Genomic DNA, 21,150 nt, shown 5'->3' with positions numbered 1-21,150 from the left:
AATAGGATAAACTCCATGCATGAGGTATTTGTCAGAGCCTCGGCTATCAAATTAGTCATTTTTGATGTGGATGGCGTGCTTACCGATGGAGGCCTTTTCCTGAGTGATGACGGCCAGGAATACAAGGTCTTTTATTCCCGGGATGGCCACGGCATGAAAATGCTACAATACACGGGGGTTCAAATTGGAATTATTACCGGTCGAACTTCTCAAGTAGTCAGCCACCGTATGGAAAGCCTCGGAATCACCCATGTGTACCAGGGCCAAAAGATTAAACTCCCCGCTTACGAACATTTGCTTGAAAAACTCAGTTTCCAAACCCATGAAACTGCCTATGTGGGCGACGATGTGGTGGATTTGGCGATTATGCAGCGGGTAGGATTAGCCATTGCCGTTCAAGATGCCCATCCGCTGGTCAAGCAACATGCCCATTGGATTACCCCCAACCCCGGCGGTCGAGGTGCTGCTCGTGACGCCTGCGAGCTAATTATGGAAGCTCAGGGAACTCTCGAAGCGCAACTGGAGAAGCATTATTAATCTAACCCGTTCCTGGGGTGCAGCGGTACTTGCCCTTATCGCTGCCTTGACGGCGTGGAAATTGCTCAATGAAGACCCTGCGCGCCCTGGTCGCACCGACCCGAACAGGCGTACTGCCAATTATTTCATGGAGGAATTTACCTTAACGTTGATGGACCAAAAGGGTCTCCCCCTTTACCGCTTGGCGGGTACTCACATGGTCCACTACCCGGATAACGATACCGTAGAAGTCACTGCGCCACATGCTGTCTTTTATCGTCAAGACACTCCCCATTGGGAGGTCGTGGCTGAACAGGGTTTAACTAATAGCCAAGGCGATGAGATTTACCTCTTAGGGGAAGTCGTTATTCGGCAATTTGGGGCCGATGCCAAAACCAATAAGATGAAGATCTTCACCCAGGATATGCGGGTGGAACCCTGGGCAAAATATGCCGAGACCAATCAGCCCATCACGTTGCTAAATAGTTTTGGCAAAACTCATGCCATAGGGGCTCAAGTGTATCTAAAAGAGGAACGCATAGAGCTATTATCGCAGGTAAGAGGAGACTATGAGCCGACACCTAGGCCTTAAATTCACCGCCCTTTGGCTTATTTTCGCGGGCGTAGAGGATAAAACTGCCTGGGCCTTATCCAGCGATAAGGAGCAACCCATCCATATTGAGGCCGATCGAGGAGAGCTAGATGATCGCAAACACATCGCGGTCTATCGCGGCAACGTCCATCTTACCCAAGGTACCCTGCGCATTGACTCCGATATCCTGACAATCTACTACACGCCGGAAAAAAAACTGGAAAAAGCCATTGCCGAAGGCCAGCCCGTATGGTATCGGCAACGACCCGACAATAGCGATGAAGATATCCGGGCTAAAGCGCTGCGAATGGAATATCACGCCAACACGGCAACCATTTATCTTTTACGGAAGGCCCATGTCTGGCAGAGTGCCAATGAATTTACCGGCGATCGTATCGTCTACGAAACAGAACATGATATTGTGAGGGGCGAAGGCTCCAAGACGGGGGATGGCCGAGTCCACGTCACGATCCGTCCTGACAACAGCAACACTCCCGGCAGTGAGCCTACTCCTGAAAACTCAACCCCTATCCCGGCAGAGCCAGAGCCCCCAGAAAATCAAGAAGGTGATAACCAGGAGCTCAATCCTGAATTAACCCATGGGCGAACTACAACTTGGCTAAACTTACGTACCGGCCCCGACACCGATTACAGCAAAACAGCGCTCCTCCCACCCCGAACGCCAATCACTATCCTAGAGCGGCAAGAGGAATGGTTACACATCTCCACACTAGCCAAAGGCGAGTCAATAGAAGGTTGGGTCCATGCCGACTTTATTCGCTTGCTAGATGGACACAGGGAATAACCCTATTGCCCCATGAGCAGGCTATCAGCCTATCACCTTGCCAAATGCTACCAATCCCGCTGGGTGGTCAGGGATGTTTCTCTAGAACTCTCAAGTGGCGAAGTCGTGGGCCTACTCGGCCCCAATGGTGCCGGTAAGACAACTTGTTTCTACATGCTAGTGGGCTTAATTTCAACCGACAAAGGTCTCATTTCTTTAGACCATCACGAGATCACTCAATACCCCATTCATCGCCGGGCCCGCTTAGGAATCAGCTACCTGCCCCAAGAAGCCTCGGTTTTCCGCAAGCTGACCGTGGCCGAAAATATTATGGCCATCGCAGAAACCCGAAGCGATCTGACAAAACCAGAGCGCCGACAGCTGGTGGACGCGCTGCTGCATGAACTGAACATTACCCATGTGAAAAAAACCTTGGGGATGAGCCTCTCGGGCGGAGAGCGGCGGCGTGTTGAAATTGCCCGTGCACTGGCAGTAGAACCACAATTTATACTATTAGATGAGCCTTTTGCCGGAGTGGACCCTATTTCGGTGCTAGACATCCAGGGTATCATCCGGCAACTGACAGAACGGGGGATCGGTGTCTTAATTACCGATCACAATGTCCGGGAAACCCTAGGAATTTGCCAGTATGCTTATATTGTGAATGAAGGTGAAGTCATCGCCAAAGGTCAACCTCGGGAAATTCTTAATAATGAACGAGTAAAGGAAGTTTATTTGGGGTACAATTTTCATCTTTAACGGCTGTTATGGCATGTTTATTGCCAACTATACGTTCATTGCTGAATATAATAAATAGCAATCCAATAGCAGGCAGAGCTCAGGTATGAAAACCTCTCTCCAACTACGCCTTGGGCAACAACTTACGATGACACCCCAGCTGCAGCAAGCCATTCGCCTGTTGCAGCTCTCGTCTTTGGAACTACAAACTGAAATCCAACAGGCGCTAGAATCGAATCCGCTGCTTGAGCAAAGTGAAAGCGAAGAGGGACAGGAGCGTTTAGACACCGATGAGGTAAAGGAAGCCATCACCCCTGAGGGCAATGAGATAGCCACCTCACTCGGCGAGGCAATCCCCGACGAATTGCCGGTAGACAGCAGTTGGAACGATATCTATGACAGCTTACCGTTGCCTGCTTCCTCTGGAGAGGAATTCTTACCCGATCTGGAAAACCAAGGCAATCGAGAAGAAACCTTACAAGAACACTTGCTTTGGCAGGCTCGTTTGGCGGCGACCAACGAGAAGGATCTCGTCATTGCCACCGCCATTATCGATTCGATTAATGAAGAAGGCTATTTATGCGGCACTCTTGAGGAGATACAACAAAGCCTAGGAGAGGAAATCGAGGTTGAGCCCAAGGAAGTGGAAGTTATCTTGCATCAGGTACAAAATTTCGACCCCCCTGGTGTTGGAGCCCGTGACTTAGGTGAGTGCCTACTGTTACAGCTGAAACAATATCCCCCGGACACCCCTTGGCTAGAAAAAGCAAAGCTGCTGTTGTCCCACTATCTCGACACACTAGGTAAACGGGACTATGCCCAATTAATGCGGGCAATGAAATTATCGGAACAAGAACTGGGAGCGGCCATCCACTTGATTCAATCCCTCAATCCACGGCCAGGAACCCAAATACAACCCAGTAAAACCGAGTACGTCGTGCCTGATGTCTATGTCACTAAGCAAAGTGGCAGCTGGCATGTTGAACTTAACCCTGATATCGCGCCACGTCTGCGGGTTAATACCCAGTACGCCAGCCTGATCCGGCGGGCTGATGACAGTCTCACTAACAGCTATCTTAAAAACCAGCTCCAAGAAGCCCGCTGGTTCCTTAAAAGTTTACATAGCCGCAATGAAACATTACTTAAAGTTGCGTGCTGCATCGTGGAACGCCAACAGGGATTCTTAGAGCAGGGCGAAGAAGCCATGCGTCCTTTAGTACTCCACGATATTGCAGAAGCCGTCTCCATGCATGAATCCACTATCTCGCGGGTCACAACCAACAAATATATGCATACCCCCCGAGGAATCTATGAGCTAAAATACTTTTTTTCCAGCCATGTGGCTACCAGCAGCGGGGGAGAATGCTCTGCAACTGCCATCCGCGCCCTTATCAAGAAATTAATTGCCGGGGAAGAGCCCCGCAGGCCCCTAAGCGATAGTAAAATCGCGCAAATCTTAGCCGAACAAGGCATTAAAGTGGCACGGCGTACCATCGCTAAATATCGGGAGAACTTGAACATCCCCCCCTCCAATGAACGGAAACGATTGATCTAAAGAGCAAAATAATTAAGGAGCAATCCATGCAAGTAAATATTACTGGCCACCACGTTGAAATCACTCAAGCCCTGCGGAACTATGTGGAAAATAAGTGTGAGCGCCTAGAACGCCATTTTGATCAATTGACTAATATTCACGTCGTCCTTAGTGTTGAAAAAACGAGGCAGAAAGCTGAAGCAACACTGCATGTGAGCAAGGCCAATGTGTTTGCCTCCTCTGAAGACGAAGACATGTATACCGCCATTGACGATCTGGTGGACAAATTAGATCGGCAAATTAAAAAGCACCGAGAGAAATTGACCGACCATCACCGCAGTGAGGGAATAATGAAAAAGCAACAACAAGGATAGATTAACCCCAATCATGCAAATTACCGAGTTTCTTGTCCCCGAACAAATCGCTGTGGGTGCCGTTGCAGGCAGCAAAAAACGTGTGCTAGAGCGGCTCAGCGAGTTGCTTACCCGAGGCGCGGATGACCTGGACTCGGCGGATGTTTTCGACTGCCTACTTGCTAGGGAACGTCTTGGCAGCACTGGTCTTGGGGATGGGATCGCCATTCCCCATGCCCGCATGGCTGGCAATCAGCATACCCTCGCAGCATTAGTTCGCCTGGACCAAGGAATTGATTTTGATGCCCTCGATCAACAGCCGGTCGATCTATTCTGCGCCCTGCTGGTTCCGGAAGAATCAGCCCAAATTCACGTGCAGCTGCTTGCCCAATTGGCAGAAATGTTCCGTGATCCGGAATTCTGTGCCCGCCTGCGTGAAGCCAAAGACCCCCATACCCTGCTGGAGGTCCTAAGGGAATGGGAGCAAACCTCTGCGTCCACCGGTATTGTTGACTAAGTGAGATTGCAAGGCGTGAGTAGCCCTAGTGAAGACAACGTCACCAGCCATGGCGTGCTGCTGGTCATTTTTGACGTCGGGGTTCTATTGAGGGGGGAAAGCCGCGTTGGCAAAAGCAGCCTAGCCCTAGAATTAATCCGACGGGGACACCGTTTAATCGCGGATGATGCGCCCATTTTCCAGCGGACAGCAGCCACCCAATTGATCGGCAGTTGCCCGGCTATATTGCAGGATTTTCTAACCGTGCCAGGCTTGGGTGTGGTCGATATTCGTGCGATCTATGGTCATCAGGCTATCGTCACCCAACACTCCCTTGATCTTGTCATCCATCTTATTCCTCACAAACATATCGAACCGCTCACCCGCAACCTAGGCCAGTGGGAGCAGCTAAACGTGAAAGTGCCTGAACTTACCTTGCCCTTGGGAGGTAATTTGCAACCAGCCACGATGATAGAAACGGCCGTCCAAGACTATCACTTGCGGCTCAAAGGTTATGATGCCTTGCTTGAGCTGCAACAACGTCACCAGCAGCTCCTTAATCCCTCCTCCCCTAGGCACAAGTAAGGGGTGCCTTAGAAGCACTCACTCAAGAGAGAATTGGCGAGGCTCCCATGAAATTGCTTATCATCAGCGGTGTATCGGGATCAGGCAAAAGTATTGCCCTTCATGCCTTAGAAGATCAGGGTTTCTATTGCATCGATAACCTACCTGTCTACCTTCTTCCCGTCTTTGCCCAAAAGATGCAACAGGATGCCCAACAACTCCGCGCCGCCGTCGGTATTGATGCCCGTAACCTTCCCCAAGAACTCCAACAATTTCCTCAGATCCTAGAGGACATTGAAGAGGTGGGGGCTCAGTGCCATATCATCTTTCTTGATGCTAGCGATGCAACACTTCTTAAACGCTTTAGTGAAACCCGCCGCAAACATCCACTCAACAATATCCCCCTCGCCGAGGCCATCCGCCATGAGCGGGAGTTGTTGGAGGCTATTGCCGAAAAAGCCGATCTTAGAATTGATACCACCTGTACTACGGTCCACCAGCTACGGGACTTAATTAGCGAGCGGGTCGGCGATGGTGCGCGCACGGGGATGTCACTGCTATTTCAGTCTTTTGGCTACAAACATGGAGTCCCCCTCGATGCTGATTTTGTATTTGACGTCCGTTGTCTTCCTAATCCCTATTGGGAGCCCCATTTGCGACCCTTGAGCGGACGGGACCAAGAAGTGATTGCCTATCTTGAGCGCCACGAGACCGTCACCCAAATGCGGCAAGACTTGATTGCCTTCTTACAACACTGGCTACAGCGGTTTCAAGAGACCAATCGCAGTTATCTGACGGTGGCCATCGGATGCACAGGGGGACAGCATCGTTCAGTTTATTTAACAGAGCAGCTCACAGCTTATTTCCATTCTGCACATAACCGAGTACTTTGCCGTCATCGGGAATTGTCATGACCGTCGGCGTGCTTATTATCACTCACGATAATATTGGCTCGTCTTTGCTAGATACCACCAATGACATGCTGGGCAGCTGCCCTCTACAGATCCAAATACTCCGTGTAACCCGCGCCTCTCACCCCGATGCTTTGCGGAAACAAGCACGAAAGCTGATCGATAATTTAGACACCGGCCATGGGGTTCTGGTTTTGACCGATATGTATGGTTCCACCCCCAGTAATATTGCCTGCTACGCAGCAGATACCCAACATGCGCAGATAGTCACCGGCCTTAACTTGCCCATGTTGATACGAGTACTGAATTACCCCCGTTTGAGCCTCACCGAGCTCACAGAAAAAGCGATAAGCGGCGGGCGCGAAGGGGTTTGTGCCTGCTTTACCACCATGAGGAAACAGGATGACACAGAGTGAGGTGACTATTATTAATAAGTTGGGGCTACATGCCCGAGCTGCAGCCAAATTCGTTACTCTAGCTTCTCGCTTTAAAAGCGAGATACGCGTTCAGCGGGGAACCAAAGAGGTCAATGGAAAAAGCATCATGGGCGTGATGATGCTAGCGGCATCCCAGGGAACCCGCCTCTGTATTATGGCCTCAGGCCCCGATGAGGAGGAAGCTCTCCAGCAACTGAAAACGCTGGTGAATGAACGGTTTGGAGAACATGAATGAGAGTAAGACCAATCACCCCATTATATGGGGAATTAAACAAGGAAAATTTCTTTAGGGCCCTAGCATGACCCTTGAGTTACACGGGATCGGCGTCTCGCGAGGCATCGCTATTGGTAAAGTTCATATACTTTCCCGCGATCAACCTGAGGTTAATGAATATCTCCTGCCTCCGAGCCTCATCGAAAGCGAGATTCAACGATACCAAGTAGCGCTCAGCACTGCTAAAGCGCAACTGCAGTCTATCCAGGAGCAAATTCCGGTCAATATCCCGACCGATATCGCTTCTTTTATCAACACCCATCTGCTAATGCTTGAAGACAAAGCACTGGCTACCGTGCCTGTAGAACTCATCCAAAATCGGCACTGTAATGCTGAATGGGCACTCAAGCTACAGCGTGACGCTCTGGCAAGCGTTTTCGATGAGATGGACGATCCTTATCTTCGCACCCGCAAAAATGATGTCGACCACGTCGTCAATCGCATTCTCCGGATCCTAACCAATCAGGAAAGTCCTCGCCATGAAGTCTCTGGGGGGCGGCTTAAGGGTTATATTTTACTAGCTGATGACTTAACCCCCGCCGATATTGTCTTAATGCAGCAGCAGCAAATTAGTGGCTTCGTCACTGAGCATGGCGGGGCTAATTCTCACACCAGTATCCTTGCCCGCAGCCTAGGGATTCCGGCTATCGTCGGCCTGCGTGGGGCTCGCCGTTACGTTCAAGATGACGAATTGCTGATCATTGATGGCGAACAAGGCATCTTGCTTGGCGGGGTCGATGCTTTTCTCATCGAAAAATTTCAGGAAAAGCGGCTCGCTCAGCAGCGTCGCCTTGCCGCACTGACGGCACTCAGGAGCCAACCTGCTATCACCCTTGAGGGGCAACCCATCACCCTGGAGGCCAACATCGAATTGCCAGAAGACTTGCCCCTGGTGGCCGATTCCGGTGCAGAGGGAATCGGCCTCTACCGCACTGAGTTTTTATATATGAACCGTACCACCCTACCTGATGAGGAAGAACAGTTAAGTGCCTATACCCGGGTGGTAGAAGCTCTGGGTGGGGCTCCGGTGACTATTCGCACGGTGGATCTGGGGGCTGACAAAACGGTGGATGGAGGCCGCCTCAATACCTCGGTGGCAACTAACCCCGCCCTAGGCCTGCGCGCTATTCGCCTATGTCTGCGGGAACCTGGACTATTTCGCCCCCAATTGCGGGCCATTCTCCGGACCTCAGCTCAAGCCCCCGTACGATTGCTGCTACCGATGATTTGTACCTTACAAGAATTAACTCAAGTCATGATATTGTTAGAGGATTGCAAGCGGGAACTTACGCGCCAAGGACTGAAATATGATCCGGCATTGCCCGTAGGAGCCATGATTGAGATTCCCGCCACGGCCATCTGCGCCGATATTTTTGCGCGCCACCTGGACTTCCTTTCCATTGGCACCAATGATCTTATCCAGTACACACTGGCTATTGACCGCATCGATGATGAGGTCAACTACCTCTACGATCCTTTACACCCAGCAGTATTGCACCTCATTCATCATACTATCGTGGCCGGGGAAAAAACGGGCACAGCCGTCGCCATGTGCGGCGAAATGGCGGGAGATCCCCGCTATACTCGGTTGCTGTTGGCACTAGGATTGCGAGATTTTAGTATGCATCCAGCCTCCTTGCTGGAAGTTAAACGGGTGATCACCGAAAGTAACCAACAAAAACTTACGGAATTCTCCCAACAATTCTTAGAGTGCTACGATCTGTCAGAGATGCAGGCTTTGTTAGACCAAATCAACGAAGATCTGCCCAACTAAGCCCCAAGTAGTATCAGTTCCTCCTCCCCCCGTATAGCGGTTACCCTTTAGAGGGAACCCCATTGGGCTTGCCTCAAGCGTCTTAGGTCTCATTGAAACGGGAAATACTATAAAATGGGGCCATTCCAAACCTATCTGCCAATCCAACGCGAGGAGTCACCATGCTGCAACCCCTCTCCCCGGAAAGGAATAATGAACGCTTCAATGCCCTGGTAGCAGCACTTGAAAGCGGCCGCATGGTGCGCCTACGGCGACTACTCAGCAGCCTCCATCCCGCTGAAGTCGCCCATTTATTGGAGTCATTACCTCCCACAACCCGGCACTTAGCCTGGCAACTGGTGGGCGCCGGCCATCGAGGCGAAGTGTTGAGCTACGTGGGTGATGAAGTGCGCTCCGATCTCATGAGCGACATTGCGGTAGAAGATCTGGCCTCCCTCATGGAGGACCTAGACCCTGACGATTTAGCTGACATTCTCCGGGACCTGCCGGAAACAGTGGTCGAGCAAGTCCTACAGACCATGGATGCTCAGAATCGGCGTCGCCTGGAGACGGTGCTCTCCTATCCAGAGGACACCGCGGGGGGCCTAATGAACACTGATACCATCACCATCCGGGGTGACATTACCCTAGACGTGGTTCACCGCTACCTGCGCCTTTTAGGAACACTGCCAGAAGCCACGGACAGCTTGTTCGTGGTGGACCGAGACGATAACTACCAAGGGGTCTTGTTGCTGACCACCTTGCTCACCCGGAAACGGGAACTCACCGTCGCCGAAGTCATGTCCCACGGGGTAGAAAAAATTCCGGCCTCCTTACCTATCGCCCAAGTCGCCCAGCGCTTTGAAAAACGGGACTTGATCTCAGCTCCTGTGGTGGATGAGGAGGGAAAACTGCTTGGCCGAATCACCATCGATGATGTGGTCGACGTGATTCGGGATGAAGCGGATCACTCCTTGATGAGTATGGCGGGTCTAACCGAGGATGAGGATACTTTTGCCCCTGTCTTTATCAGCTTGCGGCGGCGCTCCTTGTGGTTGGGGATTAACCTCATTACCGCCTTCCTCGCCGCCGGGGTTATTGGGCTGTTTGAGGCGACCATCCAAAAGCAAGTCGCCCTGGCGGTATTAATGCCCATTGTCGCCAGCATGGGGGGAATTGCCGGCAGCCAAACACTCACCTTGGTTATCCGGGCCATGGCTCTAGGCCAGCTCAGCCAAAGCAACATCCGCTGGCTATTGAGCAAGGAGTTGGCCTTAGGCGTCCTTAACGGCCTCCTCTGGGCGCTGGTGATTGGAATAGTCTCTGCGACCTGGTTTAAAGGGGTTGAACTGGGTATTTTGATTGGGGCCGCTATCATCATCAACTTAGTTTTCGCCGCTCTTTCGGGAGTCGTTGTTCCCCTCTTCTTACGCCGGATAGGTGCTGATCCAGCCCTAGCCGGCGGTGTTCTCCTCACCACCATTACCGATGTTGTGGGCTTTATGGCCTTCCTAGGGTTTGCTACCCTTTACTTGATTTGATACCTCTCGCCCGGAGGGCGGGCCCTTCAAAGAAAAGCCCGCCCCCAAAGGAGCAAAGGAGCGGGAAGAATTTAAAACATGGGTAGAGTGACAGCAATGCAAGTGAGTCGTCATAGCTATCGGCAGCAATAACCCAGGCTTGAATCCCCCCAAAACAGGACTAACGGACTTGAATCACCGCCAGCAAGGCAATCACATCCAACCACGAAATATGATTGGCGACCAGTAACGCTGTCCCGATTACTGGTCTTCCGCTCACCTGAACCCGCAGCCGCAGAATGCGACACAAGCGGCAATTCCACCACCTTATCGTACTCCGTCGGGGTAACCACCGGAACCCACCAGGAGAAAGCACCACCACAGCAAGACAAATGCCCACCAACAGATGGCAGAGCAGCGAGGTGCCCCTGAGGCAACCCGGATGGCCTTTATCATCACCATCAGTTAGGACTGATGAAATGCCGTAAGTATCGGCGATTGATATTGGCGCTACGCAACAGCACAAAAACATCAGCCACATTAAATGCCCGATCCAGGCAAGGTTCTCCACAAATTTCCGCCCCAAGCCGCAAATAGCCCTTAAGCAAAGCTGGCACCACGGCCTCCGGCCGAGAGGCGGTATCCGTGCGAGGCAGGGGCAACCGTGGTACTACCCGCAGGTGAGGGGGACTAAGATACTTTTCCCGCAACTGGTCAAAGACGGACAATGCCTCAGCACCCCCTGGGGACATAGGAATACTGGCACAGCCTATGAGATGATCAATGCCATTCATGGTCATAAAACGGGCCAATCCCGACCATAACAACATAATCGTGGCCCCATTCCGATAAGCGGGATGGATACAGGTCCGGCCCACCTCCATAAAGCGCCCCGGCAGAGCCAATATCTGCTCTAGTTCGAACTCCGTTTCAGAATAAAACCCGCCGGCGTTGAGGGCCTGCCAGTCGGTCAAAATCCGATAACACCCCACTACTTCGCCAGTGCCGGTATCACGAACAAGCAAATGCTGGCAAAATTCATCGAAGTAGTCTCGGTCCAGGCCAAATTCTGGACTTTCAAGTCGCGCGCCCATCTCTTTCGCAAAGACCCGATAGCGCAGCCGTTGTGCTTCTCGAACTTCACAACGATTTTTTGCCAAAGATAAACTTAGGCGGGAAGTCCGAGTACGAGTGAAGACCTCCCTTGAGCTATGGGCAAGTTCCATGGTTTCACCTTCTCAACAGAATCCAATGGATTGCAGCATGCCTCACGCCCATGACAGCGCCGTAACAATTTAATGAAATTTATTTGACAGTCCCACTGCTTCCCTGCCTCCCCTTCCTCTATAGCTCTTCCATTGAAATCAACCCTAAGCATCTCGGCAAAAATTTTGAGTGGCTCAAGCGCCCCTCCCCGCCGACAAATCCCGTGCATGGTGCCTACGAAGAGGTTCAAGCTTTGGTAGTATGGGCGAGATCGGCCCGAATAGCCTCTACCGACCGCTTAAATTGGGCCTGTTCCTCTTCGGTCAGAGGCAATTCCACAATACGTTCTAGGCCATCCTCCCCCAAGACACTGGGAACCCCCATCGCCACTTCATTTTCACCGTACTCTCCTTGCAGGATCGCCACACAAGGGAGGATACGCTTGCGGTTATGGCGAATCGCATCCACCATCGCCGCAATGGAGGCCGCAGGCGCATCATAGGCACTACTGGTTTGCCGAAGGCGGAGAATTTCAAATCCCCCATGTCGGGTGCGCTCGATAATTTTTTCAATGGCCTGCTGGTCGAGAAAATGGGTCAAGGGTATTCCATTAATAGTCGTGTAGCGAATGAGCGGCAACATGGTATCGCCATGCCCCCCGAGCACCATCGCCGAGATATCCTTGACCGACAGATTGGTCTCTGCGGAGATAAAGCTTGCCATTCGGGCTGAGTCCAATACCCCCGCCTGCCCAAAGACCCGAGCCCGATTCCAACCACAGTAACGCCAGGCATGATAGGTCAACACATCCACCGGATTGGTCACCATCATCACCAAGGATTGGGGAGCAAAACGCATCACCTGATTCATAATATCGGTAATGATAGGGAGGTTAGAATCCAGGACATCGGAACGGGACATCCCAGGTTTCCTGGGCTTACCTGCGGTGATGACGACCAAATCCGAGTCGGCGATGAGCTCATAGTCAGTCGAGCCCGTTACTCGGGTATCAAAATTAAACAGGGGTGCTGATTGCTGAATATCCAACGCCCCTCCCTGGGCGACCCCCTCCTGGACATCCAGAAGCACCAGTTCCCGGCAAAGCTCATTTTTGGCCAGAAACTGAGCCGTTGCCTCACCGACCCGGCCTGCGCCCACAATGGTGATTTTTCTTATCGCCATGATCCAATCCTCCATCTTGGCTGTCATAAAATTAGATAACATTGTAGTTGCTGAAAAGCGCCCCGTCCGGCCAACTTTTGTCCCACTCCAGAGGTTTTGTGCTGATACAATAACTACTCTTTAATAATAAAGGTGTCGATCTGCCAATCCTTCAATCCTATGACATTCAAGCTTCAATCCATCCCACCCACCGATCACGGGACCTCTAGGTAAGAGATGTCAACAGAAACCCCAGCTCCACCCTACTGGCGTCTCTCCGGCTTTTACCTGTTCTACTTTGCGACTTTAGGCGCGCTGCTCCCCTACTGGAGTCTCTACCTTCAGTCCCTGGGGTTTACCCCCCAAAAAATCGGGGAATTGATGGCTCTGCTGATGGCCACTCGAATTTTGGCTCCTAACGTTTGGGCCTATATCGCCGACCATAGTGGCAAGCGCATGATCATCGTCCGTATCGCTTCCTTACTGGCCATCCTGGCCTTTAGCGCCGTGTACTTAAATCATAGCTATTGGGCCCTAGCGGGGGTGATGGTGACCTTTAGCTTCTTCTGGAACGGGACCTTAGCCCAGGTTGAAGTGACTACCTTAACCCACCTGGGAAAGAAAACCCATCATTACAGCCGAGTCCGCCTCTGGGGTTCCATCGGTTTTGTTATCACTGCGGCCCTGCTTGGCTTCCTCTTGGATCACGCCGGCATGGATCTTTTGCCCGCCGTGATCCTGACCTTGATGGCCGGCATTTGGGTGATGAGCCTGACGGTGCCGGAAAGCAATACCCATCATCACCACCCCCACCACGGATCACTGTGGCGCGTCTTACAAAAACCAGAAGTATTGACCTTTTTCGTGGCGGCTTTCCTGATGCAAGCCAGCCATGGTCCCTATTACACTTTTTACACCATTTATATGGAGGGATATGGTTACAGCCGCGGCCTCATCGGCAGCTTATGGGCCATCGGAGTCATTGCCGAGGTGGGATTGTTTCTTGGCATGCATCGCTTGCTGCCCGCCCTGGGAGCCCGCTGGATGCTGCTAGGGAGCTTGCTGCTGGCCAGCCTCCGCTGGTTACTGCTGGGACTCTACCCTTCCCTGTTACCCTTGATGGTCTTTGCGCAACTCCTGCATGCGGCCACTTTCGGTGCTTTTCATGCCGCCGCCATCGATTGGGTCCATCGCCACTTTACCGGTCCCCATCAAGGGCGAGGCCAAGCCCTTTACAGCAGCCTCGGTTTCGGCGCGGGAGGGGCCTTTGGCAGCTTCTACAGCGGTCATCTCTGGACGTTGGAGCCTAAAGACGCCTATCTGGCCGCCGCCCTGATCGGAATCACCGCCTTTTGTCTGGCTTATCCCACCATCGACCGCCCATCAAAATAATCAAACTTAATGATTTAGTCACCCGGATGCAGCTTTTCATCTAGTCGCACAGCCCGAATATCCATTGCTGCCTCCGTCATGGTTGTTTTCGGAAAAACATAAGCATAACATTACATTAATCAGCTGCTTATAAGAAAAAATAAAGGGTAGCGTCCCCTTTTCTATGAGATCCCGGCCCGTTATGTGCTCACAAACGAGGAAATACCATGAAATTAAAAGTAGTTGTTCATGAAGCTGAGGAAGGCGGATATTGGGCAGAAGTGCCTGCGATACCTGGTTGTGCCACACAAGGAGATTCCTTCGATGAACTGTTGAGCAATATCTACGAAGCGGTTGAAGGTTGCTTATCCGTCGATGTTCAAGACATCAAAATTACGGGAAAAGACAAGATTTTGGAGATCGCAGTTTGAAAACAGTCAGTGGCAAACGACTGTACAAAATTCTTGAAGACAAAGGTTGGGGCTTAATCAGGATAAATGGAAGTCATCATATATTCGGTAAGGCGGGAAATACGGATCGGATTTCGGTTCCCGTACATGGTAACAAGCCGCTGAAAGCTGGTTTGCTGAAGCATTTTATGAAAATAGCAAGCATTGAAGAATCCGAACTATAATTTGCGCAGAATACAGCGTTCAACCTGAGGTAAAACATTTAGTTCTTTTTCGAGTACATATACAAGTCGCTCAACCGAACCCACGCTTTTAAGTAGAATGGGATCGGTTTTGCGCTGCTTAACCGCCACCACGAGCGACAAGTAGCACGAAAAGGCTAGCCTATCCCCCCATTGACCGTCCACCACCTGTTTAGCAATTTCGGTGCCCCACTGATGCAGCTTTTCATCTAGTCTCGCAGCCCGAATATCCATTGCTGCCTCCGTCATGTCATAGTCGTGTTTGGAAAAACACAAGTATAACCTTAAGTTAATCAGGCCCTTATAGAAAAAAGGTATCGTCCCCTTTTATCCATGTTAGGCTCTATTTCTCTCTCTACGATTGATGAGATGGTATTTAGATAATGAAAAAGAAATACGTTTATTGGAAAGATGATGACATGTGGCTCGGATATCTTGAAGAATTCCCGGACTACTGGACACAAGGCGAAACAGAGGAAGAATTAAAGGAAAATTTAATTGACCTCTACAAAGAATTGACAAGTGGCAGTATTCCTAATGTTCGCAAGGTCGCTGAGCTTGAAATATCGTGAAAAGACGAGGTTCCAAGGCATCGTGAGGTCAAGGATCGACTTGCTCAGCACATTTCTTGAAGTATGGTGTATAAATTAAATATAACCGTGGCCCCATAAGTAGCAAACGACAAGACCTAACCCCTACTAACCCAGTAGCAAACGACAAGACCTAACCCCTACTAACCCCTATCGTTCATTGCCTCCAGGTGGAGTCACTCAGGATTTACATGGTGACAACTCGTCTATAATACTGCTGACAGAGGGGCGATCGCATCAGAGCAGTAAGTGTGTCCGCGCCTCACCTCTATCTAGGCACAAACCGTTGCCATCTCAAACCCAGACGACTGTCAGGGCTGCCAGAGGAGGAGATAACATGTCCTACAAGAAAGACTTCAGCGTTTCCAGGCGGCGCTTTCTGAAGACAGGTGCCGCGGTTGGCGTCGGCGCCGCCTTTGGTCCGTGGGTGTGGACCGGACGTAAGACGCATGCCGACGCCTTTTTGCCTGATGTTACCCTGGATCCCGCAACCATTCCCCAGTTTGTCAATCCGCTCCCACTGCCCGGCCGGATCGATCTCACGGACGGTGGATCAACGCAGATAGGCATGTCCCAAATCAACCAGGATCTGGGCCTCGGGGTAAACACTACCGTGTGGGGCTATAATGGCAGCTATCCCGGCCCGACCATCCTCGCCAGGAAGGATGTGCCGGTGGCAGTGCAATGGCGGAATAATCTTGACGGTATTTCTTACCCCGCAAACGTACCCTTAGATGACACCCTCCACTGGGCGGAAAGCGGCAACGAAGTACCCACCGTACCCCACCTGCACGGCGGTCACAACGACTCGGACTACGATGGGCTCCCCGAGTACTGGTGGACAGCAAGTGGTGAGACCGGACCCCGTTTTGTAACGCGAGACTACGAATACGACCATTCACAAGAGGCCGGGACGCTTTGGTACCACGACCATGCGCTGGGGGTCACCCGGCTCAACGTCTACATGGGCCTCGCCGGGTTCTATCTCCTGCGGGACGAGAATGAGGACGAGCTGATCAATGACCCGAACAACACCGGCACCGCTCTGCCGAGCGGACCTTACGAGGCCGAGATCGTCATTCAGGATCGGATGTTTACTCCAGATGGTGAACTCTACTATCCGCACACCCCGGATATCGCCACGCAGCTCTTCGGTCCGGCCGACTACCCGGACGCCACCGTCTTTGCCGAGTTCTTTGGCGATGTGATCCTCGTCAACGGCATGGCGTGGCCGTTTATAGAGGTCGAGCCGCGCAAGTACCGCTTCCGCCTACTGAACGGCTCCGATACCCGCTTCTACCGCCTCTTTTTCGGGGGCGGGCTCAAGTTCACCCAGATCGGGACCGAGCTCGGCATGCTCAATGCACCCGTCGAGGTCCAGAGCCTCTCCATCGCCCCCGGCCAGCGGGCCGATGTGGTCGTGGACTTTTCGAAGCACGCGGGCAAAACCATCATCATGCAGAACAACGCCCCCGGTACCTTCCGCCGCCCACTGGTGATCAACCCGAAAACCACCGGACGGATCATGGAATTCCGCGTATCGCTGCCGCTGAATACGAACATTCCGGACCTACCGCTGCCAACCAATCTGCGCCCGGTTCACGGTCATCTGCCCGCCGTGGATCCGACCACAGCGACCAACACCAGGCAGGTGGCGCTCTATGAAGGCTTGGATGCACTCGAACGGCTCCAGCCCCTGTTGGGAACGCTGGCCGGTTCTCGGGCTTGGGATAATCCCATTACCGAGAACCCAGCACTCAATAGCACCGAGCTCTGGGAGATCTATAACACGACGCCGGATACTCACCCGATCCATTTGCATCTGGTGCACTTTCAGATCGTGAACCGACAGAAGTTCAACGCCAAGAAGTTCGTGCCCGGCAATCCGGCGACCATCGACCTGCAAGGCCAGACGAGACCGCCGGCGCCCACCGAGGCCGGGCTACTCGACACAGTGCAGGTTCCGCCGGGAGAAGTGGTGCGGATCATTGCTACCTTCGACAAGCCCGGGCGTTACGTTTGGCACTGCCACATCCTCTCGCACGAAGACCATGAGATGATGCGGCCCTATGAAGTGATTTAGCTGGGCCTTGAGGGAGCATCGCTGGGGTTTAATTTTATAGGAGAGCTGGGCTTTTATAGATAAATCCGGGCCATAAATTCACTGCCAGACTAATTAGAGAGGTCGTTATCATCAATACTCCAGACAGTTTTAAGCTGCCGTAGCCCCATAGTTTTGCAGGGTTTCATAGGCGGGATGGGATTTTATCAAACTGAAGTCTAAACCTAACTTTTCAGAAAATCGTTGGAGCAGATGCGCGTTGAATTTACGGATTTTCCAGCTCATGATAGAAATGACGTGCCCCTGTGAGTTTGAAGCTTGCTGACGGTCTTCAAGTTTAAGCAGATTCAACACGGTCATGGCGGCATTGAAGTGAAAATGAAGGGCTTCTTTGCTTCGCGCCTGGCAGTCGGACAAGCCGGTAAATTGCTTAGCGTCACGAAATAGAAATTCGATTTGAAAACGGGCTTTGTAGTACCGATACATCTGCTCCGCAGAGAGTTCGGTATCGGTCGAAAATAGCAGAGCGGTCTGCAACCTGTGCCCATCTGGCTTGAGCAAATAGGTGATGCGGATCGTGCGTTTGAGCCCGACACTGTGGACGACTGTGGTGTAAATATAGACCCCCTCCATTTCCCGGACCCACTTAAGGCGGCTCAAGTCGTCAAATTGCACCTTGCCGTCGTACTGCCTGCGACGGCCCCGGGGTTTTTGTGGACCCTGGTAGAGATAGCGTAGGTTGGCGTCGTGGCGAAGCTTGCCGATCTGATGAAGACCGATGTCCACGACCCCATCAGTAAACTTCTTTTTGCTGTAATAGCCGTCGGTGACCAGGTAATCGATAACGCGTGCCGGTCTTCTCTGAGATGCTGCAAGTACCCATCCACTCGTGTTTCATCCGGATGCTCAGGGGGAGGCGTCTGGCGGGTGGAGAAGCTGTAGGCGGTAGCATATTCCACATCCACGAAGGCCAGCGTAGAGATTTCCAGACCCTTCTGGGCCCTATCGTGCGTGCTGTTGTAGAACTTATCCAAACCATAGGTGTGCCGACCACTTTTTTCACTAAAGCTGCAATCCATCACGGCAATAAGCCGGGTACGCTGCGCCAAAAGATCGGCTAAACACAGACGATTGAACTCGACAAAATCAAACGGTCGCCGGAACCACCGGGCGTACGTCTTCTCATTGAGTTGGCTATAACGGCTTAAATTACGAAAGGTGGCTTTGCCACGCAGACACATCCACGTCGTTAATAACACCTTCATAAACTTACGTTGCGCCGTGGAGAGACTGGACATTTGAGCTAAAAGGGTTTCTATTATCAATGTAGGGGCCTTTGGTTATCGTCAAAAAATGGCGTTGTCGTAGACACCATTTTCCGATACCAGCAGGCCCCTGCCTACAGCAACAAGGTATAAAAACTGTCCGAACTATTGTTTATAGATAGTCTAATAAATTCCCTTTTTCTACATTGTTTAATCCCAGAGGGTAAGTGGGACATCCGGAGCAAATTACTTTTTAAAATAAGTAAAGCAGAAGCTTCAAAGTAAAAAAATTAGTAATTCTACGGAAGCAACCCTAGTGAATCTGAAGCTACTTGTTAGAGCGCTAAATGTGCTTAAAAAGTTAAGGAAAATGAATCAGAGGCAGAAGGGGTCATGTATAAACCATGCTGTACTTCCTAGCTCCCAACCCAGCTAGGAAGACGCCTCTCCCTGCTGCCCCCCTCTGTGCGGCAAAGTTAACGATTGGCGCAAATCTCAAAGTGGGCACCCTCGTGCTGTTGCAGGTAGCAAATAACATCGAACAAGTTGTTGACACTCGGGTTGCCTTTGGGTCCAAACATGCACATCAGTGGAGGCGGTTTGGGAGCCGGAATGGATCCCGTTGCTGGAGCAAAATCCAGAGTTAACCGGGTTTGAGTTTGTGGGAACATTGGGACGAGGCGTATCCAGGCCACTACCCCGAACATGTCGCCGGGGTAGAAGCCGTCGGTGGCCTCGAGCAGCGGCACATCGTCGCGGTCGACGGTGCAGCCGCCCATGCCGCCGCTGCCGTCGCAGGAGGTGAGTGCGGCTAACTCGGACAGGTTGGTGACCTTGTAGATCTGGCCGTCATCCAGGCTCACCGCCGCATAGGCGTCGCGGAGGCCATGACCGATAAAGCCGACACCTTCGACTTCCAGTGCACGACTCCCAGGTATTTTTTGAGCTATTGAGTGAGAACACCTCCAAGGAGGTCTGGGCCGACAGCGCCTACCGCAGTGAAGAGAATGAATGGATGCTCAAAGCGGGCGGTTATCGCAACCGGCCGCTCAACAAGCGAGCGCAACAGAGCAACCGCAGAAAATCGCGAATACGGGCCCGCGTTGAGCCTGTCTTTGGGTCGATGGAAAACGAGATGGGGGGCCTCTTCATCCGCATGATCGGCCGGGCACGGGCCAAAACCAAGATCGGATTAATGAACCTCGTCTACCACCTCAAGCGTTGTGCCAGCCTTTGGAAATCTAGGCAATAGGCCCTCAGAATGAGGGATAACGCCTAAAAATGGAAACACAAAAGAACCTTCAAACACAAAATCGGGTAGTGAAATCGCTGTTCAAGTCACACGAAAAATCAACAGAGTTGAGGTAGGTCGTTTTTGGGCATTTTTAGAAGTGCCTACTAAAAACATAGAGCGGCTTTCTTGCGGCCGCCCAGTGCGACTTCGCTATCCAAGGATAGTAAAAATACTTATTTTATTTATATGGCTTTTGCGCTAGATTTAAAAAATATGGGATTGTAATTAGGTTGAGGCACTGATATCCACCAAAATTATTAATTCAAGCAAGGAGAAAATAATGAACAAAAATTATCGTGCCCTTTCTATCCTATCTATATTTATGCCTCTATTTGGACTATTTCTTATTGCGATTGGGATCTATTTTAGTATCTAAAGGCCTGGTGGAGCCGAGGATTGCAGGGCACCCCTTTCGCGATCGCGAGTTTATAGAGTTGAGCGCAGGTTTGCTGGCATTATTTGTTGGTATTGTGGCCCTGATTGTTAGCCAGTGTATAAAGGTGCTCCTTGATATTGAAGAAAACACGAGACGTTCAGAAGAGAATATAAGGCGCTTAGGAAAAATACCTCCTCCCCAACAGCCAAGGCATTCTGGAGAGCAAGAAGTTTAACGCTCTTCCCTCCTGCGATAGGCAGGGAGGATTTTTCCAGAAAATGGAAAATGCTTTTAGTCTTTTTTACAACACAGAATGTAAAAGGTGAAGGAAAAATGATTGATGAAACGACAAACGTAAATAAGGGTCCAAGAGAGCGAGATCCTAACCTTGTTTATCCGTCAGTACCCCCCAAATCCCCCCATTTCTGCTGGCTTAATATTCTTATCGGTGGAATTGCCCAAATTATTTTTGGTCAGGTTGCTAAGGGTATAGCCATTCTTGCTGCTGTTATTATTCTTTGGTTTATTGAGCTAGGGTGGATCGTGAATATCCTTAGTATCATAGATGCCTATATGGTGGGTAAGGTGCTGCAATCCGGTCGCCCAGTGGGCCAATGGCAATTTTTTCCTAGTTGATTTGGGAAGACTAAAGCTTCCAGCAGATTTAATAAAATTACTCCACTTTTTACGCCTTGCGGTGG

26 protein-coding genes are annotated in these 21,150 nt (G+C 51.4%); 20 read left to right on the top strand and 6 right to left on the bottom strand.

Features of this window, described 5'->3' with window-relative positions; genetic code table 11:
• Positions 1–15 precede the first annotated feature (15 nt).
• The 13 genes from kdsC (at position 16) to mgtE (ending at position 10,493) form a co-directional block, all read left to right on the top strand.
• On the top strand, positions 16–537 hold the full coding sequence (gene kdsC / locus E3U44_RS06125) for a 3-deoxy-manno-octulosonate-8-phosphatase KdsC (RefSeq protein ID WP_134357185.1): 522 nt from the start codon (positions 16–18) through the stop codon (positions 535–537).
• 61 nt (positions 538–598) lie between these two features.
• The gene (lptC, locus tag E3U44_RS06120; RefSeq protein ID WP_240761747.1) at positions 599–1,108 is read left to right on the top strand and encodes an LPS export ABC transporter periplasmic protein LptC; all 510 of its coding nucleotides are present in this window, start codon (positions 599–601) and stop codon (positions 1,106–1,108) included.
• Positions 1,086–1,913 (top strand): lipopolysaccharide transport periplasmic protein LptA, encoded by an 828-nt coding sequence (lptA, locus tag E3U44_RS06115; protein ID WP_134357182.1) that lies wholly within the window; start codon positions 1,086–1,088, stop codon positions 1,911–1,913. The genes lptC and lptA overlap by 23 nt, the downstream gene beginning before the upstream one ends.
• Positions 1,914–1,925: 12 nt before the next feature.
• Positions 1,926–2,651, top strand: a complete 726-nt coding sequence (gene lptB, locus E3U44_RS06110; protein ID WP_134357181.1) for an LPS export ABC transporter ATP-binding protein — start codon at positions 1,926–1,928, stop codon at positions 2,649–2,651.
• An 85-nt stretch (positions 2,652–2,736) separates the two neighbouring features.
• On the top strand, positions 2,737–4,185 hold the full coding sequence (locus E3U44_RS06105) for an RNA polymerase factor sigma-54 (protein WP_134357179.1): 1,449 nt from the start codon (positions 2,737–2,739) through the stop codon (positions 4,183–4,185).
• Between the two features lie 11 nt (positions 4,186–4,196).
• On the top strand, positions 4,197–4,538 hold the full coding sequence (hpf, locus tag E3U44_RS06100; RefSeq protein WP_276321981.1) for a ribosome hibernation-promoting factor, HPF/YfiA family: 342 nt from the start codon (positions 4,197–4,199) through the stop codon (positions 4,536–4,538).
• 13 nt (positions 4,539–4,551) lie between these two features.
• Complete coding sequence (ptsN, locus tag E3U44_RS06095; RefSeq protein ID WP_134357177.1) at positions 4,552–5,034, top strand: PTS IIA-like nitrogen regulatory protein PtsN; 483 nt, start codon at positions 4,552–4,554, stop codon at positions 5,032–5,034.
• Positions 5,035–5,598, top strand: coding sequence for an HPr kinase/phosphorylase-related protein (locus E3U44_RS06090; RefSeq protein WP_338040783.1), 564 nt, complete (start codon positions 5,035–5,037; stop codon positions 5,596–5,598).
• 47 nt (positions 5,599–5,645) lie between these two features.
• A complete protein-coding gene (gene rapZ / locus E3U44_RS06085; protein WP_134357174.1) occupies positions 5,646–6,491 on the top strand; it encodes an RNase adapter RapZ in 846 nt (281 codons plus the stop codon).
• Positions 6,488–6,904, top strand: coding sequence for a PTS sugar transporter subunit IIA (locus E3U44_RS06080; RefSeq protein WP_134357173.1), 417 nt, complete (start codon positions 6,488–6,490; stop codon positions 6,902–6,904). Before rapZ ends, E3U44_RS06080 begins: the two co-directional genes overlap by 4 nt.
• A complete protein-coding gene (locus E3U44_RS06075; protein ID WP_134357171.1) occupies positions 6,891–7,160 on the top strand; it encodes an HPr family phosphocarrier protein in 270 nt (89 codons plus the stop codon). The genes E3U44_RS06080 and E3U44_RS06075 overlap by 14 nt, the downstream gene beginning before the upstream one ends.
• 64 nt (positions 7,161–7,224) lie before the next feature.
• Positions 7,225–8,973, top strand: coding sequence for a phosphoenolpyruvate--protein phosphotransferase (ptsP, locus tag E3U44_RS06070; RefSeq protein ID WP_134357169.1), 1,749 nt, complete (start codon positions 7,225–7,227; stop codon positions 8,971–8,973).
• 161 nt (positions 8,974–9,134) lie between these two features.
• A complete protein-coding gene (mgtE, locus tag E3U44_RS06065; RefSeq protein WP_134357167.1) occupies positions 9,135–10,493 on the top strand; it encodes a magnesium transporter in 1,359 nt (452 codons plus the stop codon).
• A 160-nt stretch (positions 10,494–10,653) separates the two neighbouring features.
• Here the strand turns inward: mgtE and E3U44_RS20315 are convergent, their stop codons facing one another.
• The 3 genes from E3U44_RS20315 to mdh all read right to left on the bottom strand — a co-directional run bounded on the left by E3U44_RS20315 (position 10,654) and on the right by mdh (position 12,860).
• Positions 10,654–10,782 (bottom strand): hypothetical protein, encoded by a 129-nt coding sequence (locus E3U44_RS20315; RefSeq protein ID WP_276321964.1) that lies wholly within the window; start codon positions 10,780–10,782, stop codon positions 10,654–10,656.
• Between the two features lie 151 nt (positions 10,783–10,933).
• Entirely contained in the window at positions 10,934–11,698 is a 765-nt protein-coding gene (locus tag E3U44_RS06055) for a GNAT family N-acetyltransferase (protein ID WP_134357163.1), read from the bottom strand.
• A 226-nt stretch (positions 11,699–11,924) separates the two neighbouring features.
• Positions 11,925–12,860, bottom strand: coding sequence for a malate dehydrogenase (gene mdh, locus E3U44_RS06050; RefSeq protein ID WP_134357162.1), 936 nt, complete (start codon positions 12,858–12,860; stop codon positions 11,925–11,927).
• Positions 12,861–13,076: 216 nt separating this feature from the next.
• Between mdh and E3U44_RS06045 the strand changes: the two genes are divergently transcribed.
• From E3U44_RS06045 to E3U44_RS06035, 3 genes are all read left to right on the top strand, one after another.
• The gene (locus tag E3U44_RS06045) at positions 13,077–14,231 is read left to right on the top strand and encodes an MFS transporter (protein WP_134357160.1); all 1,155 of its coding nucleotides are present in this window, start codon (positions 13,077–13,079) and stop codon (positions 14,229–14,231) included.
• Positions 14,232–14,437: 206 nt separating this feature from the next.
• Positions 14,438–14,641 carry a type II toxin-antitoxin system HicB family antitoxin gene (locus E3U44_RS06040; protein WP_134357158.1) on the top strand — a complete coding sequence of 68 codons (204 nt, stop codon included), beginning with the start codon at positions 14,438–14,440 and terminating at the stop codon, positions 14,639–14,641.
• The gene (locus E3U44_RS06035; protein WP_134357157.1) at positions 14,638–14,844 is read left to right on the top strand and encodes a type II toxin-antitoxin system HicA family toxin; all 207 of its coding nucleotides are present in this window, start codon (positions 14,638–14,640) and stop codon (positions 14,842–14,844) included. Before E3U44_RS06040 ends, E3U44_RS06035 begins: the two co-directional genes overlap by 4 nt.
• On the opposite strand, the gene E3U44_RS06030 is transcribed toward E3U44_RS06035, so the two are convergent.
• Positions 14,839–15,138: a hypothetical protein gene (locus E3U44_RS06030; protein WP_134357155.1), complete on the bottom strand. Its 300-nt coding sequence runs from the start codon at positions 15,136–15,138 to the stop codon at positions 14,839–14,841. The two genes, E3U44_RS06035 and E3U44_RS06030, sit on opposite strands and share 6 nt — an antisense overlap.
• Before the next feature lie 107 nt (positions 15,139–15,245).
• On the opposite strand from E3U44_RS06030, the gene E3U44_RS06025 reads away from it, so the two are divergent.
• Together E3U44_RS06025 and E3U44_RS06020 are read left to right on the top strand one after the other, a co-directional pair.
• Complete coding sequence (locus E3U44_RS06025; RefSeq protein ID WP_134357154.1) at positions 15,246–15,434, top strand: type II toxin-antitoxin system HicB family antitoxin; 189 nt, start codon at positions 15,246–15,248, stop codon at positions 15,432–15,434.
• Between the two features lie 355 nt (positions 15,435–15,789).
• Entirely contained in the window at positions 15,790–17,535 is a 1,746-nt protein-coding gene (locus E3U44_RS06020; RefSeq protein ID WP_134357152.1) for a multicopper oxidase domain-containing protein, read from the top strand.
• Between the two features lie 129 nt (positions 17,536–17,664).
• On the opposite strand, the gene E3U44_RS19560 is transcribed toward E3U44_RS06020, so the two are convergent.
• Together E3U44_RS19560 and E3U44_RS06010 are read right to left on the bottom strand one after the other, a co-directional pair.
• Entirely contained in the window at positions 17,665–18,348 is a 684-nt protein-coding gene (locus E3U44_RS19560; protein WP_338040793.1) for a transposase, read from the bottom strand.
• A gap of 907 nt (positions 18,349–19,255) precedes the next feature.
• Positions 19,256–19,642, bottom strand: coding sequence for a hypothetical protein (locus E3U44_RS06010; RefSeq protein WP_134357151.1), 387 nt, complete (start codon positions 19,640–19,642; stop codon positions 19,256–19,258).
• A 56-nt stretch (positions 19,643–19,698) separates the two neighbouring features.
• On the opposite strand from E3U44_RS06010, the gene E3U44_RS06005 reads away from it, so the two are divergent.
• Together E3U44_RS06005 and E3U44_RS06000 are read left to right on the top strand one after the other, a co-directional pair.
• Positions 19,699–20,031: a transposase gene (locus E3U44_RS06005; RefSeq protein ID WP_134357149.1), complete on the top strand. Its 333-nt coding sequence runs from the start codon at positions 19,699–19,701 to the stop codon at positions 20,029–20,031.
• Positions 20,032–20,734: 703 nt separating this feature from the next.
• Positions 20,735–21,085: a hypothetical protein gene (locus E3U44_RS06000; RefSeq protein ID WP_134357148.1), complete on the top strand. Its 351-nt coding sequence runs from the start codon at positions 20,735–20,737 to the stop codon at positions 21,083–21,085.
• Positions 21,086–21,150 lie beyond the last annotated feature (65 nt).

It is taken from the genome of Nitrosococcus wardiae, from assembly GCF_004421105.1.
GTDB classification, from domain to species: Bacteria; Pseudomonadota; Gammaproteobacteria; order Nitrosococcales; family Nitrosococcaceae; genus Nitrosococcus; species Nitrosococcus wardiae.
This window is presented reverse-complemented; position numbering and strand designations above follow the sequence as displayed.